14 protein-coding genes are annotated in these 13,018 nt (G+C 63.8%); 5 read left to right on the top strand and 9 right to left on the bottom strand.

Annotation, left to right across the window (positions count from 1 at the left end; all coding sequences use genetic code 11):
* Positions 1 to 11: 11 nt before the first annotated feature.
* The 8 genes from murB to AO268_RS08965 all read right to left on the bottom strand — a co-directional run bounded on the left by murB (position 12) and on the right by AO268_RS08965 (position 6,864).
* Complete coding sequence (gene murB / locus AO268_RS09000) at positions 12 to 1,031, bottom strand: UDP-N-acetylmuramate dehydrogenase (protein WP_099168472.1); 1,020 nt, start codon at positions 1,029 to 1,031, stop codon at positions 12 to 14.
* Positions 1,028 to 1,492 (bottom strand): low molecular weight protein-tyrosine-phosphatase, encoded by a 465-nt coding sequence (locus tag AO268_RS08995; RefSeq protein WP_099168471.1) that lies wholly within the window; start codon positions 1,490 to 1,492, stop codon positions 1,028 to 1,030. Before AO268_RS08995 ends, murB begins: the two co-directional genes overlap by 4 nt.
* Positions 1,492 to 2,256, bottom strand: coding sequence for a 3-deoxy-manno-octulosonate cytidylyltransferase (kdsB, locus tag AO268_RS08990; protein WP_099168470.1), 765 nt, complete (start codon positions 2,254 to 2,256; stop codon positions 1,492 to 1,494). Before kdsB ends, AO268_RS08995 begins: the two co-directional genes overlap by 1 nt.
* Positions 2,253 to 2,438 carry a Trm112 family protein gene (locus AO268_RS08985; RefSeq protein ID WP_003174668.1) on the bottom strand — a complete coding sequence of 62 codons (186 nt, stop codon included), beginning with the start codon at positions 2,436 to 2,438 and terminating at the stop codon, positions 2,253 to 2,255. Before AO268_RS08985 ends, kdsB begins: the two co-directional genes overlap by 4 nt.
* Positions 2,439 to 2,462: 24 nt before the next feature.
* A complete protein-coding gene (gene lpxK / locus AO268_RS08980; RefSeq protein ID WP_099168469.1) occupies positions 2,463 to 3,473 on the bottom strand; it encodes a tetraacyldisaccharide 4'-kinase in 1,011 nt (336 codons plus the stop codon).
* Positions 3,473 to 3,901, bottom strand: coding sequence for an ExbD/TolR family protein (locus tag AO268_RS08975; protein WP_099168468.1), 429 nt, complete (start codon positions 3,899 to 3,901; stop codon positions 3,473 to 3,475). Before AO268_RS08975 ends, lpxK begins: the two co-directional genes overlap by 1 nt.
* A complete protein-coding gene (locus AO268_RS08970; RefSeq protein WP_029299724.1) occupies positions 3,898 to 4,533 on the bottom strand; it encodes a MotA/TolQ/ExbB proton channel family protein in 636 nt (211 codons plus the stop codon). The genes AO268_RS08975 and AO268_RS08970 overlap by 4 nt, the downstream gene beginning before the upstream one ends.
* A 75-nt stretch (positions 4,534 to 4,608) precedes the next feature.
* The gene (locus AO268_RS08965) at positions 4,609 to 6,864 is read right to left on the bottom strand and encodes a DNA internalization-related competence protein ComEC/Rec2 (protein WP_236309508.1); all 2,256 of its coding nucleotides are present in this window, start codon (positions 6,862 to 6,864) and stop codon (positions 4,609 to 4,611) included.
* Positions 6,865 to 7,000: 136 nt separating this feature from the next.
* Here AO268_RS08965 and AO268_RS08960 point away from each other — a divergent pair, with 136 nt between their 5' ends.
* From AO268_RS08960 to AO268_RS08940, 5 genes are all read left to right on the top strand, one after another.
* Entirely contained in the window at positions 7,001 to 7,516 is a 516-nt protein-coding gene (locus AO268_RS08960) for a DUF2062 domain-containing protein (protein ID WP_076964164.1), read from the top strand.
* A gap of 197 nt (positions 7,517 to 7,713) precedes the next feature.
* On the top strand, positions 7,714 to 10,467 hold the full coding sequence (locus AO268_RS08955; protein WP_099168466.1) for a response regulator: 2,754 nt from the start codon (positions 7,714 to 7,716) through the stop codon (positions 10,465 to 10,467).
* A 111-nt stretch (positions 10,468 to 10,578) separates the two neighbouring features.
* The gene (locus AO268_RS08950; protein WP_099168465.1) at positions 10,579 to 11,568 is read left to right on the top strand and encodes a 2-hydroxyacid dehydrogenase; all 990 of its coding nucleotides are present in this window, start codon (positions 10,579 to 10,581) and stop codon (positions 11,566 to 11,568) included.
* Positions 11,569 to 11,639: 71 nt separating this feature from the next.
* Positions 11,640 to 12,080, top strand: coding sequence for a hypothetical protein (locus tag AO268_RS08945; protein ID WP_099168464.1), 441 nt, complete (start codon positions 11,640 to 11,642; stop codon positions 12,078 to 12,080).
* Positions 12,077 to 12,481 (top strand): META domain-containing protein, encoded by a 405-nt coding sequence (locus AO268_RS08940; protein ID WP_099168463.1) that lies wholly within the window; start codon positions 12,077 to 12,079, stop codon positions 12,479 to 12,481. Before AO268_RS08945 ends, AO268_RS08940 begins: the two co-directional genes overlap by 4 nt.
* Before the next feature lie 51 nt (positions 12,482 to 12,532).
* Here AO268_RS08940 and AO268_RS08935 read toward each other — a convergent pair whose 3' ends face one another.
* Positions 12,533 to 12,994, bottom strand: a complete 462-nt coding sequence (locus AO268_RS08935) for a TlpA disulfide reductase family protein (protein WP_099168462.1) — start codon at positions 12,992 to 12,994, stop codon at positions 12,533 to 12,535.
* Between the last annotated feature and the right edge of the window lie 24 nt (positions 12,995 to 13,018).

Below are 13,018 nucleotides of genomic sequence, written 5' to 3'. Positions count from 1 at the left end.
GGAAGCGTAGCTCAATAACGATTGGGTTCCATTTCCAGGTCAACCTGGAAGCGCTCGGCGATATCGCGCTGGATGCGCTGGGCCAGGCTGGAAATATCCAGGCCGGTAGCCGCGCCATAATTGACCAGCACCAGCGCCTGCAAGCGATGCACACCGGCATCACCGTCGCGAAAGCCCTTCCAGCCGGCCTTTTCAATCAACCAGCCGGCCGCCAGTTTCACTTGGCCATCGGCCTGGGGATAGGCCACCAGATCGGGATATTGCAGCTGCAACTGCGCCGCCAGCCCCTGGGAGACCAGCGGGTTCTTGAAGAAACTGCCAGCGTTGCCCAATACCGCGGGGTCGGGCAGTTTTTCACTGCGGATGCTGCATATGGCGCGGCTGACGTCGCTCGGTGTGGCCTGGGTAATGCCCTGCTCGGCCAGGCGTTGTTGCACTGGGCCATAGCCGAGCTTCAACTGCGCGACGCGGCTCAAGGCAAAGCGCACCCGCAGGATCAGCCAGCGCCCTACTTCGTGCTTGAACAGGCTGTCGCGGTAGGCGAAATTGCATTCTGCCAGGCTGAAATCGCGCAACTGGCCCGTCTGGCGGTCGAGGGCGGTCAGGCCGGCAAACACATCCTTGATCTCGACCCCGTAGGCACCAATGTTCTGCATCGGCGCCGCACCGACAGTGCCAGGGATCAGGCTGAGGTTTTCCAGGCCAGAGAATCCTTGCTCAAGGGTCCACAGCACAAAAGGATGCCAGGCCTCACCCGCCTCGGCTTCCACCACCACCTGCTGCGCGTCCTCGTGCAGGACGCGAATACCCCGGGTCGCCATGCGCAACACCAGGGCCGGGATATCCTGGGTCAGCAGCAGGTTGCTACCGCCACCGATCACCAGCAATGGCAACGGTTGTGCGGCCGCATAGGCCAGGGCCTCGCGCACATCGGCGTCGCTATGGGCCTCGGCGAACAACTGCGCACGCACATCGATGCCAAAACTGTTGAAGGCCTTCAGGGACACCTGGGGCTGCACATCCAGACTCATAAACGCCCCTTCAATTCGATCACCAGCAAATCACAGGCGGACTCGATCAGGTCCAGGACCTGCTCGAAACCCTGTTCGCCGTCGTAATACGGATCCGGCACTTCATCCATCGCCAAGTCGTAGCGGCGCAGGAACAGGTCCAGCTCGGCCTTGCCCTGGGCCGGCTGCATGGCCTTGAGATTACGCAGGTTGCTCTGGTCCATGGCCAGGATCAGGTCGTAGCGCGCAAAGTCGGCGCGCGACACCTGCTGGGCACGCTGGGCCGACAAGTCGTAGCCACGGCGCAGCGCCGCTTGCTGGCTGCGTTTGTCCGGCGCCTTGCCGATATGCCATTCACCGGTCCCGGCAGACGCCACCTCGACCCGGTCCGCCAGCCCGGCGGCCCGCAGTTTGTGGCGCAGTACGCCCTCGGCGGTGGGCGAGCGGCAGATATTGCCCAGGCACACAAACAGGACTTCCATCAAACCCCCAGCAACCGACGTACGCGCTCAAGGTCTTCCTGGGTATCGACCCCCGGCGGCGGGGCTTCAATCGCATCCCCCACATGAATGCGCACACCGTGCCACAGGGCCCGCAGTTGCTCCAGGGCCTCGGTGTTTTCCAACCAGCATGGGCCCCAGCTGACGAAGTCATGCAGGAAGCCGGCGCGGTAGGCATAAATGCCGATATGACGGCGATACGGCACGCCCGCCGGCAACACGTCAGGCTGCCGGGCAAATTCGTCGCGCGCCCAGGGCAGGGTCGAACGGCTGAAGGTCAGGGCCAGGCCATTGAGGTCGCTGACCACCTTGACCACGTTCGGGTTGAACAGGGTCTGGATGTCTTCGATGGGCTCGGCCAGGGTCGCCATGCGGGCTTCGGCATGGGCGGCCAGGTTGGCGGCGACCTGGTCGATGACACACGGCGGGATCAGCGGCTCGTCGCCTTGCACGTTGACCACGATGGCGTCCGGCGCCAGGCCCAGGTGCGTGGCGACTTCGGCCAGGCGGTCGGTGCCGGAGTTGTGGTCTTCACGGGTCAACACCGCTTCGGCACCAAACCCCTTGCAGGCCTCGATGATCCGCAGGTCATCCGTGGCCACCACCACGCGCTGGGCGCTGCTCTTGCAGGCCTGCTCCCAGACCAGCTGGATCATCGGCTTGGCGCCGATCATCTGCAGCGGCTTGCCGGGCAGGCGGGTGGAGGCGTAGCGCGAGGGGATGACAACAGTGAAGGCAGTGGTCATTTATCCAGGCGCTCGTCGGTCGTCAGGGTACGGGCTTCGCTTTCCAGCATCACCGGGATGCCGTCGCGGATCGGGTAGGCCAGGCCGGCGCCCTTGCTGATCAGCTCGGTCTTGTCGGCACTGAGCTTGAGCGGGCCTTTGCAGATCGGGCAAGCGAGGATATCGAGCAGTTTGGTGTCCATGGGGGTTTCCTGGATAAAAGCGTTTCAAGGCAAAAGTCGAGCCGGCAGCAGACGCATCAGTTGCGTGTCGAACCAGGCGATAAACGCCGGTGACGGTGCTGCATCGACTGCAAGGTACCACCAGTGTGCCTGGGCAAAGGCGCGGCACTTCACCGCGTCCTTTTCGGTCATGACCAACGGCAGTGACGGCGTAAAATTCAGGACCTCGGCGCTGTAGGGCGCATGGTCGGCAAATGCATGGGGTATCGGCAGCCAGTGTAGCGTTTCGAGGGTGTTGAAGAAACGTTGCGGGTTGCCGATGCCGGCGACCGCGTGCACCCGCTGCCCCACGGGAAAATGGTCCAGCGGCTGGCGCTCTCCGGTCAGCAGATTGACCAGGGTCGTGGGCAACAGACGGAAGGCAAAGCCATCTTCGCGATCAGCCGCCGCGCCGTTATAGAGCAGGGCATCGACGCTGTGCAGGCGCTCGACCGGCTCGCGCAGCGGCCCGGCGGGCAGGCAACGGCGATTGCCCAGGCCACGGGCATTGTCGATCAGCACCAGTTCCAGGTCGCGGGCCAGGCGGTAATGTTGCAGGCCATCGTCGGACAGGATCAGATCCAGGGTGTCGCTGGCCAACAGGGCCTGCACCGCACGGCTGCGATCGGGGTCGATCATCAGTGCCACGCCGCTGCGCTGCACGATCAACAACGGCTCGTCGCCGGCCACTTGCGCGCTGTCGCTAGCCTGCACCCGCCATGGCAACTGCGCAGGCTTGGCCCCATAGCCACGGCTGACCACGCCGACCCGCAGGCCACTGCGCTGGCAATGCTCGATCAACCACAGGATCAACGGCGTCTTGCCCGTGCCGCCCACGGTGATATTGCCGACCACGACAATGGGCACCGGTGATTGGTAGATCGTGCCCTCACCCGCCAGGAACCGGTCGCGCTTGCGCTTGACCACCTGGCGATAGAGCGCCTCCAGCGGCTGCAGGAGCTTGAGCGCCGGGTGGCCGTCGTACCAGGCCTTGAGCAAACGATCAGACCAGGCCATCAGGGTTGCCCCGCCGCCTCGACGGTGGTCATGCGCAAATGGCTGAAACCGAGCTTGCCGGCAGCATCCATCGCGGTGATCACGGCCTGGTGCGGGGTCTTGCCATCGGCACTGATGGACAGCGGCAGTTGCGTATCACCGCCGGACTCCCTCTGCAAGGCATCCATCACGCTGGCCACGTCGTTTTTTTCGAGCAACTGATTATTCAGCGAAAACACCCCTTCGGCGCTGATGGTGATCTCCAGTTGCTTGACCTGTTGGTCTTCGGCCGGCGAGCCGCTGACGGCTTCCGGCAGTTCGACCCGCAGTTGGGTTTCCCGGGTAAAGGTGGTGGTGACGACAAAGAACAGCAGCAGGATAAACACCACATCGATCAATGACGCCAGGTTGATATCGACGGTTTCCCGGGGCTTGCGGCGAAATTTCACGCTTTGCCCTCGACCAGGTCGACATCGCGGTCGCCCTGGACCACTTCCACCAGCTTGATCGCTTCCTGCTCCATGCCCACCACCAGCTCATCGATGCGCCGTTGCAGGAAGCGGTGGAAAAACACCGCCGGGATCCCCACCATCAGGCCCGCCGCCGTGGTGATCAGGGCCTTGGAAATGCCCCCGGCCAATACCGAGGCATTGGTGGTCATGCCCGAACCGGTGAAAGCACTGAAGATATCGATCATGCCCAGTACCGTGCCGAGCAAGCCCAGCAATGGCGCCATTGCGGCGATGGTGCCCAGGGCATTGATGTAGCGCTCCAGCTCGTGGATCACCCGGGCCGCGGCTTCTTCAATGCACTCCTTCATGATCTCGCGACCATGCTTGGAGTTGGCCAGGCCAGCGGCGAGGATCTCACCCAGGGGGGAATTGGCCCGCAGTTCCTTGAGCTTTTCCTTGTCCAGTTGCTTGTCCTTGATCCAGCGCCAGACCTGCCCCAGCAGATGATCAGGGGTCACACGGCTGGCGCGCAGGGTCCACAGGCGTTCGGCAACGATGCCGAGTGCGGCGATGGAGCTCAGAATGATCGGCAACATCATCCAGCCGCCGGATTTGACCAATTCCCACACAGTGAATGTCCCCTCGAAAAAGTGCGCCACTTTAGCATATAGGCTGGCGAGGAAGAGCCTGCCCGCCGACGGCCATCATGTCGCAGGCCCCGCTCTTTGGTAACTGTCAATTGCAGGCGTGCGCCAGAAACGGCGCTGGCTGCGCGCCGTGACCGGAGCCTGGAAAGCCCCCAGGCGCAGGCGCACAGCGCCCTGTTCGGCGCTGTCATAAAGGGCGCTGCGCAGATGCTGGTAACGCGCAACTACCTGCGGGTGCGGATGGCCAAAGCCATTGCCTCGCCCACGGGAGATCAGCACCGCCTTGGGGGCCAGTTGCTGGACAAACGGCCAGGACGAGGAGCTGCGACTGCCATGGTGAGGGGCTTGCAGCCAATCCGTGGGCACCGCCAGGGGCGTGACCAACAAGGCCCGTTCGGCCTCACGGTCGATATCGCCGGTCAGCAGCAGCCGCTCGCCACTGGCCTGGACCTGCAGCACGCACGACTTCGCGTTGCCGTTGCGGGCATCGGCCCATTGCCACAGCTGGAATGCCACGCCGTCCCATTCCCATTGTTCACCGCTGGCACAGGCCTGGGCTCCGAGAAACGCCGGCAGCCCCTGGGTTTCCCCGCCCACCACGCGCTTGACCGGCAACCCGCGCGCCACCGCCGCCGCGCCGCCGGCATGATCGGCGTCGGCATGGCTGAGCAGCATCATGTCCACTTGGCCAACCCCCAGCTTGCGCAGCGCCGGTAGGACCACGCGCGCGCCGAGATCGAAATCCCCCACGCGTGGCCCGGCGTCATACAACAGCACGTGGTTGCGGGTGCGCAACACAATCGCCAGGCCCTGGCCGACATCCAGTTGCTCTACCGCCACCTGGCCCAATGGGATCGATTCACGGGGCGGGAATACCGCCAGCAACAATAGGGGCCAGCCCAGCAGGCGCACAGGAATGCCCTTGGGCATCAATAACAGCACGGCCCCCAGCAGACTGAGCAGCCAGTAGCCCACAGGCACCTCGGCCGGCATCCAGGCCGGTACATACACGGCCAGCCAGGCCAGGGCCTGGAACAGCCCATCCAGCGCGCCACCTGCCAGCCATAGCAGACCACCGCCCAACCCAGGCACCGCCAACAACAGCGTGCCCGACAACGCCAGCGGCAGCACCACCAGGCTGATCCATGGCACGGCCAACAGATTGGCCAGTGGGGCGCTCAAACTGATGGGCAAACCCAGTATTAATAGCAACGGGAACAGCCCGATAGCGATCAGCCATTGGGCACGGGTCCAGACCTGCCACGCACGCCAGGCCCCCAAACGGCCGCTGAAGGCCAGCAGCAACACGGCCACGGCGGCAAATGACAACCAGAAACCCGGTTGCAGGCTGGCCAGGGGTTCAAGGATCAATACCGCATTGAGGGCCAGCAGCAGGGGCCAGCCGATCCCCAGATGGCGAAACCGCAGGCGCCACAGCAACACCAGCCCCACCATCACACAGGCGCGCTGCACCGGCACGGCAAAACCGGCGAGCACGCCATAGGCCAGCGCCGCGGAAAATGCCAGGCCGCAGGCCCAGGGCAGCCAGGGCAAGCGCCTGGGCCAGCAGCCATAGCGGGCCAGCCCGGCCACCAGGGCATAGATCAACCCTGACAACAGGCCGATATGTTGGCCGGAGATGACCAACAGATGCACGGTGCCGGTGTCCTGCAAAATGCGCCAATCCTCGGCGGCCAAGCCGGAGCCGTCGCCCAGCACCAATGCGGCCAGCCCGGCTTCGCGCCCCCGGGCATCGACCGCCAGTAGCTGCTGGCGCAGCCCGTCGCGCCAGGCATGCCGGGCGGGTGCCAGGCGCTGGCCGTCCTTGACCGACCCCGTTGCCCCCACGCGCTGGGCCAGCAGCCAGGCTTCCTGGTCGAAGCCCTGGAAATTCAGCAGGCCGGAGGGCCGTTTGAGGGTGACAGCCAAACGCCAGCGCTCGCCGCTGCGCACTGGCGGGCCGCCCTGCCAGGTCACACGGATACGCTGGGGCAGCCGGCCCTGGCGTGACCGGCTGTCGCTCAGCTCGAAGCGCACCAGCCCATTGCCCTGCTGCGGCAGCCCGCTGACCCGCCCCTCCAACCAACGGGTCTGGCCGTCCAGGGCGGGAGCGAGCCGGTCGTCCAGGGCCTGGTGCGCGCTGAAACAGGCCCAGGCCAGGCCCAACAGGAAAAACGCCAGCGGATAAGTACGAAACGGCAGCAGCATCAACGCCACCACCGGCAACACCAGCAACCAACCGACCGGCGGCAAGACGGGCAGCAGGCGCAACGCCAGCAGCCCCAATGCCAATGCAAACATCCCTGTACGCATGGATCATTCCTTGAACGTGATCCATTGAGTGTTAGCCGAGCGGTTCAGGGCGAACTATGATTTTTTGTCACAAAGTCTGAATTTCCCGTTCGTAGAATACGGGCATACTTGCCCCTCGAACTGACCTGGACCCCTTATGCCACGGCACTTATTCAAACGGTACATGCCCGATCCGACCAGCATCAGGGAACATAAGTCCTTACGCTTTCTCGGCACGCTGCTCCATGACCCCAACCTCTGGCACCTCAACCGGCACTCGGTTGCCCGGGCCATGGCTGTCGGCTTGTTTGCCGCCTTCATTCCCATGCCCTTGCAGATGCTGCTGGCGGCCATCCTCGCCATCTCCGTGCGTGGCAATATGCCCATCGCCGTGAGCCTGGTATGGCTGACCAACCCGATTACCATGCCCGTGGTGTTCTTCTGCACCTACATGACGGGCACCTGGCTGATGAACATCCCGGCCCGCACCCTGCCCGACGAACTGACCTGGGAATGGATCAGCGGGCAACTGTCGACCATGTGGCAGCCCTTCCTGCTGGGCTCGGTGGTGCTGGGCCTGGTCCTGGGCGCGCTGGCGTACTGCCTGACCATGGTGTACTGGCGATGGTGGGTTGGGCATCAGTGGAAAAAACGCCAGCAGCGTAATCGGTAGCGACCGGCATGCAGGTGCTGGCGCTTCGGTGTACCTATCCGTTAGCGCAGCAATGGAGAGGTACTCAATAAGCCCGCCCTCCCCCCTCAATCATCTTTTGCAAGATTCCCCCCCCCGCATATGGCTACACTGCGCAGGTGGCGCAGGCCGGATGCCTGCGTAGAATGTCGACATCAGTGTGGTAGCAGGAGAGTGGCGTGCTAAGAAGAATGGGGATAAAAGGCCGCGTACTGTTGCTGACCTTGTTGCCTACCAGCCTGATGGCCTTGCTGCTGGGCGGTTATTTCACCTGGATGCAGCTCTCGGACCTGCAAACCCAACTACTCAATCGCGGCGAGATGATCGCCGAACAGCTGGCGCCGCTGGTGGCTCCGGCCCTGGGCAACAAGAACACCGACCTGCTGGAGCGCATCGCTACCCAGTCCCTGGAGCAAGTCGACGTCCGCGCCGTATCCTTCCTGGCGCCCGACCGCTCGCCCCTGGCCCATGCCGGCCCGACCATGCTCAACCAGCCGCCGATCGGCAATAGCTCGCACCTGTTGCAGCACACCGGCAATGACGCCACCCGCTACCTGCTGCCCGTGTTCGGCCGCCATCGCAACCTCGCCGGCGACTTGATTCCCGACGAAGCCGACCGCCTGCTGGGCTGGGTCGAGCTGGAGCTGACCCACAATGGCATGCTGCTGCGCGGCTATCGCAGCCTGTTCGCCAGCCTGCTGTTGATCGCCATCGGGCTGATCTGCACGACCGCCCTGGCCTTGCGCATCAGTCGCACGATCAACTCACCCATCGGCCAGATCAAGCAAGCCGTGGCGCAGCTCAAGGACGGCAACCTGGAAACCCGCTTGCCGCCCCTGGGCAGCCAGGAACTGGATCAATTGGCGTCCGGTATCAATCGCATGGCCGATACCCTGCAAAACGCCCAGGAAGAACTGCAACACAGCATCGACCAGGCCACCGAAGATGTGCGCCAGAACCTGGAGACCATCGAGATCCAGAACATCGAGCTGGACCTGGCCCGCAAGGAAGCCCTGGAAGCCAGCCGCATCAAGTCCGAGTTCCTGGCCAATATGAGCCATGAAATCCGCACGCCGCTCAACGGCATCCTCGGTTTCACCCACCTGTTGCAGAAAAGCGAGCTGTCACCCCGCCAGTTGGATTACCTGGGCACCATCGAAAAGTCCGCCGACAACCTGCTGGGCATCATCAACGAAATCCTCGACTTCTCGAAAATCGAAGCCGGCAAGCTGGTGCTCGACAATATCCCGTTCAACCTGCGCGACCTGCTGCAAGACACCCTGACCATCCTTGCCCCGGTCGCCCACGCCAAACAGCTGGAGCTGGTGAGCCTGGTCTACCGCGATACGCCGCTATCCCTGGTGGGCGACCCGCTGCGCCTCAAGCAGATCCTCACCAACCTGGTCAGCAATGCCATCAAGTTCACCCGCGAAGGCACCATCGTCGCCCGGGCCATGCTTGAAGACGAGCAGGAAGACAGCGTGCAACTGCGCATCAGCGTGCAAGACACCGGCATCGGCCTGTCCAACCAGGATGTGCGCGCCCTGTTCCAGGCCTTCAGCCAGGCGGATAACTCGTTGTCCCGCCAGCCCGGTGGGACGGGCCTGGGGCTGGTGATTTCCAAACGCCTGATCGAGCAGATGGGCGGCGAAATCGGCGTCGACAGCACGCCGGGCCAGGGGTCGGAGTTCTGGATCAGCCTCAACCTGCCCAAGACCCGCGACGATATCGAAGACCTGCCGGCCCCGCCGCTGCTGGGCCGGCGCGTGGCCGTGCTGGAGAATCACGAACTGGCGCGCCAGGCCCTGCAACACCAGTTGGAAGACTGCGGCCTGGAGGTCACGCCGTTCACCAGCCTGGAAAACCTGACCAACGGCATTACCAGCGCGCACCAGACCGAGCAGGCGATCGACCTGGCAGTGCTGGGCATCACCGCCAACGATATTCCACCCGAGCGCCTCAACCAACATCTCTGGGACCTTGAACACCTGGGCTGCAAAGTCCTGGTGCTGTGCCCGACCACCGAACAGATGCTGTTCAACCTGTCGGTGCCCAACCCCAATAGCCAGTTGCAGGCCAAGCCGGCCTGTACCCGCAAATTGCGCCGGGCGCTGTCCGACCTGATCAGCCCGCGCCCCTCGCGCAGTGAACCGGGCGAGCCGTTGTCCAGCCGTGCGCCACGGGTGCTGTGTGTCGACGACAACCCGGCCAACCTGCTGCTGGTGCAGACCCTGCTCGAAGACATGGGCGCCAAGGTGCAGGCCGTGGAAAGCGGCTATACCGCCATCGAAGCGGTGAAAAAGGAAGCCTTCGACCTGGTGCTGATGGACGTGCAGATGCCCGGCATGGACGGGCGCCAGAGCACCGAGGCGATTCGCCAGTGGGAAAGCGAGCGCCACGGCACGCCGCTGCCTATCGTCGCGCTGACGGCCCACGCCATGGCCAATGAAAAACGCGCCCTGCTGCAAAGCGGCATGGATGACTACCTGACCAAGCCCATCAGCGAGCGGCAACTGGCCCAGGTGGTGCTGAAATGGACCGGCCTGGCCTTACGCAACCAGGGCCCGGAACGCGCCGTCGAAGGCCACGGCCCCGCCGCCCAACTGCCGGTACTCGACCATGAGGAAGGCCTGCGCCTGGCGGCCGGCAAGGCTGACTTGGCCGCCGATATGCTGGCCATGTTGCTGGCGTCCCTGGAAGCCGATCGCGAAGCGGTCTGCATCGCCCGCGAAGCCAACGACAACAATGCCCTGATCGAACGGGTCCACCGCCTGCACGGCGCCACCCGCTACTGCGGCGTGCCACAACTGCGCGCGGCCTGCCAGCGCGCCGAAACCCTGCTCAAGCAGGATGACGCCAAGGCCATGGCCGCCCTGGATGAGCTGGACATGGCCATCACCCGCCTGGCCAACGAAGCCCGGGTCAATGCCTGATACAGAGCAACACGCCCAACGCCAATGACGGGCAACCTATCCTGTAAGTGCCGGTAAGCTGGCGCCGACAGGATTTGTGTCACCACACGCTATTTTGCAGGGAGCCCCTTGATGCGCATCATCCTCTTCAGCAGCCAGACCTATGACCGTGACAGCTTTCTTGCCGAACCCTTGCCCACCGGCCTGGAGCTGCAGTTCCAGCCGGCACGCCTGAACCTCGACACCGTGGCCCTGGCCGACAAGCACGAAGTGGTCTGTGCCTTTATCAACGACGACCTCAGCGCCCCAGTGCTCGAACACCTGGCTGCCGGCGGCACGCAGCTGATCGCCCTGCGCTCGGCCGGCTACAACCATGTGGACCTGGCCGCCGCCAAGCGCCTGGGCCTGACCATCGTGCGGGTGCCGGCGTACTCGCCCCACGCGGTGGCCGAACATGCGGTCGCGCTGGTGCTGGCCTTTAACCGTCGCCTGCACCGCGCCTATAACCGCACCCGCGACGGCGACTTCAGCCTGCACGGCCTGACCGGCTTCGACCTGGTGGGCAAGACCGTGGGCGTAGTAGGCACCGGGCAGATCGGTGCGACCTTTGCCAAGATCATGGCCGGTTTTGGCTGCACCTTGCTGGCGTACGATCCCTATCCCAATCCGCAGGTCGAAGCCCTTGGCGCGCACTATGTCAGCCTGCCCCAACTGCTGGCCGAGGCGCAGATCATCAGCCTGCACTGCCCGTTGACCGCCGACAGCAAGCACCTGATCAATGCGCAATCCCTGGCCCATATGCAGCCGGGGGCGATGCTGATCAACACCGGGCGCGGTGGCCTGGTGGACACCCCCGCGCTGATCGAAGCGCTCAAGGACGGGCAACTGGGCTACCTGGGCCTGGATGTGTACGAGGAAGAAGCCCAGCTGTTTTTTGAAGACCGCTCGGACCTGCCCTTGCAGGACGATGTACTGGCACGCCTGCTGACCTTCCCCAACGTAATCATCACCGCGCACCAGGCCTTCCTCACCCGCGAGGCGCTGGCGGCAATTGCCGGGACCACCCTGGCCAATATCCAGGCCTGGGCCGGCGGCCAGCCACAAAACCTGGTGCACGGATGATCAACGGTCACATACCGCGCGCATGGTAAACAGACGAGCATGATAGGATGCCGCGCCTATTTGGAGGATCCATGGCCGAACACGATTTCCGCTTCAGTTTGCTGAGCCCACAACACACCCTGATCGAATGCCGCGCCCTGGTGCCGGGTCGTTATCAAGTCACCGGCAATGGTGGTTCGATCAAGCATGGCGATGTGCTGATCGTCACCTTGCGCGGCAGCAAGAGCCTGTCGATGCGCCTGACCGTCGAAGGCGATGCGCGCTACTCCATCCGCCCGGCCGGGCAATGGGTGGCCATGGCGCAAGGGCCGAAGTTCGGCGAGCTGGAAATTCACACCTGGAAGGCCAATTGCGACAGTTGCGAGGCCGTGCTGGAGTTTGAGTTCGCGGTAGAAACCAAGCTGACCAAGGAGCCGCTGCAACCGGCCGCCACGGCGCGCATTGCCGAGTTGGGCTGGGCCACGGTCGGCGACAAGCACCGTTGCCCGAAATGCCAGCAGGCCACGCCATGAAGAGCCTGCTGGTGCTCGCAGCGCTGGGCGCAGGCCTTGTCGGCTGCGCCAGCGATGAAGTCAAGCTCAAGCAGGATCACAGCTATATCGTGGAGTGGATCGGCGAACGGCCCCTGATGGACTACGCCCACCTGACCGTGACCCTCGGCGCCGATGGCCGGGCCTATGGCAATGGCGGCTGCAACCATTGGTTCGCGCCGTACAGCCTGGACGGTGACAAACTCAGCTTCGGCAAGATCGGCAGCACCCGCAAGTTGTGTGCCGAAGCCCTGATGGAGCAGGAACAGCGCTTCTTCAAGGCCCTGCAAACCGTGCAGCGCTGGGACATCTCGCCCATCGAACAGACCCGTTTCTGGCCTGCCGAGGGCAAGCCACTGCGTTTGTGGCTGGAAGAAGGTTGATCCAGCCCTTGTAGGAGCGAGCAAGCTCGCTCCTACAGAGATCGCAAGGGGTCAGCCGCGCAACGCTTTGAGCTTGGCCAGCACCCCCGCCGCCGTCTGCTCGCCCAGCATTTGCGCCCGCACCTTGCCCTTGTCATCGATGATGTAGGTCACCGGCAACGCTTCGCTGCGCGGGATATCAAAAATCGCCTCGGGGTTCTGCGCCAATACGGTGAACTTGATGCCCAGCTTCTCGCTGGCGCTCTTGAGCTCTTCGCCCTGCACATTGTCGAAGTTGACGCCAAACACACTCACCGGCTGGCCCTTGAGCTGCTCGGCCAGGGCGTTGAGCTCGGGGATCTCGATGCGGCACGGGCCACACCATTCGGCCCAGTAATTGATCACCAGCCATTGCTTGTCGATGCGCTCGGCCGCGACTTTCTGGCCGTATTGGTCAACGCCATAATCATTGCCGCAACCGCTGAGCAGGAGTGTGGTGATAACTGCCAGTGCGCCTATCAGTCGCCGTGTCATGGGGTATTCCTTAGCAAAAATGAA

The organism is Pseudomonas sp. ICMP 8385 (assembly GCF_002699915.1).
Taxonomy (GTDB): domain Bacteria; phylum Pseudomonadota; class Gammaproteobacteria; order Pseudomonadales; family Pseudomonadaceae; genus Aquipseudomonas; species Aquipseudomonas gessardii.
This window is presented reverse-complemented; position numbering and strand designations above follow the sequence as displayed.

What these genes read in the sequence shown, in the direction of transcription:
- murB (WP_099168472.1), bottom strand. Translation starts at nt 1,031, where the DNA reads ATGAGTCTGGATGTGCAGCCCCAGGTGTCCCTGAAGGCCTTCAACAGT.
- AO268_RS08995 (WP_099168471.1), bottom strand. Translation starts at nt 1,492, where the DNA reads ATGGAAGTCCTGTTTGTGTGCCTGGGCAATATCTGCCGCTCGCCCACC.
- kdsB (WP_099168470.1), bottom strand. Translation starts at nt 2,256, where the DNA reads ATGACCACTGCCTTCACTGTTGTCATCCCCTCGCGCTACGCCTCCACC.
- AO268_RS08985 (WP_003174668.1), bottom strand. Translation starts at nt 2,438, where the DNA reads ATGGACACCAAACTGCTCGATATCCTCGCTTGCCCGATCTGCAAAGGC.
- lpxK (WP_099168469.1), bottom strand. Translation starts at nt 3,473, where the DNA reads ATGGCCTGGTCTGATCGTTTGCTCAAGGCCTGGTACGACGGCCACCCG.
- AO268_RS08965 (WP_236309508.1), bottom strand. Translation starts at nt 6,864, where the DNA reads ATGCGTACAGGGATGTTTGCATTGGCATTGGGGCTGCTGGCGTTGCGC.
- AO268_RS08960 (WP_076964164.1), top strand. Translation starts at nt 7,001, where the DNA reads ATGCCACGGCACTTATTCAAACGGTACATGCCCGATCCGACCAGCATC.
- AO268_RS08950 (WP_099168465.1), top strand. Translation starts at nt 10,579, where the DNA reads ATGCGCATCATCCTCTTCAGCAGCCAGACCTATGACCGTGACAGCTTT.
- AO268_RS08945 (WP_099168464.1), top strand. Translation starts at nt 11,640, where the DNA reads ATGGCCGAACACGATTTCCGCTTCAGTTTGCTGAGCCCACAACACACC.
- AO268_RS08940 (WP_099168463.1), top strand. Translation starts at nt 12,077, where the DNA reads ATGAAGAGCCTGCTGGTGCTCGCAGCGCTGGGCGCAGGCCTTGTCGGC.
- AO268_RS08935 (WP_099168462.1), bottom strand. Translation starts at nt 12,994, where the DNA reads ATGACACGGCGACTGATAGGCGCACTGGCAGTTATCACCACACTCCTG.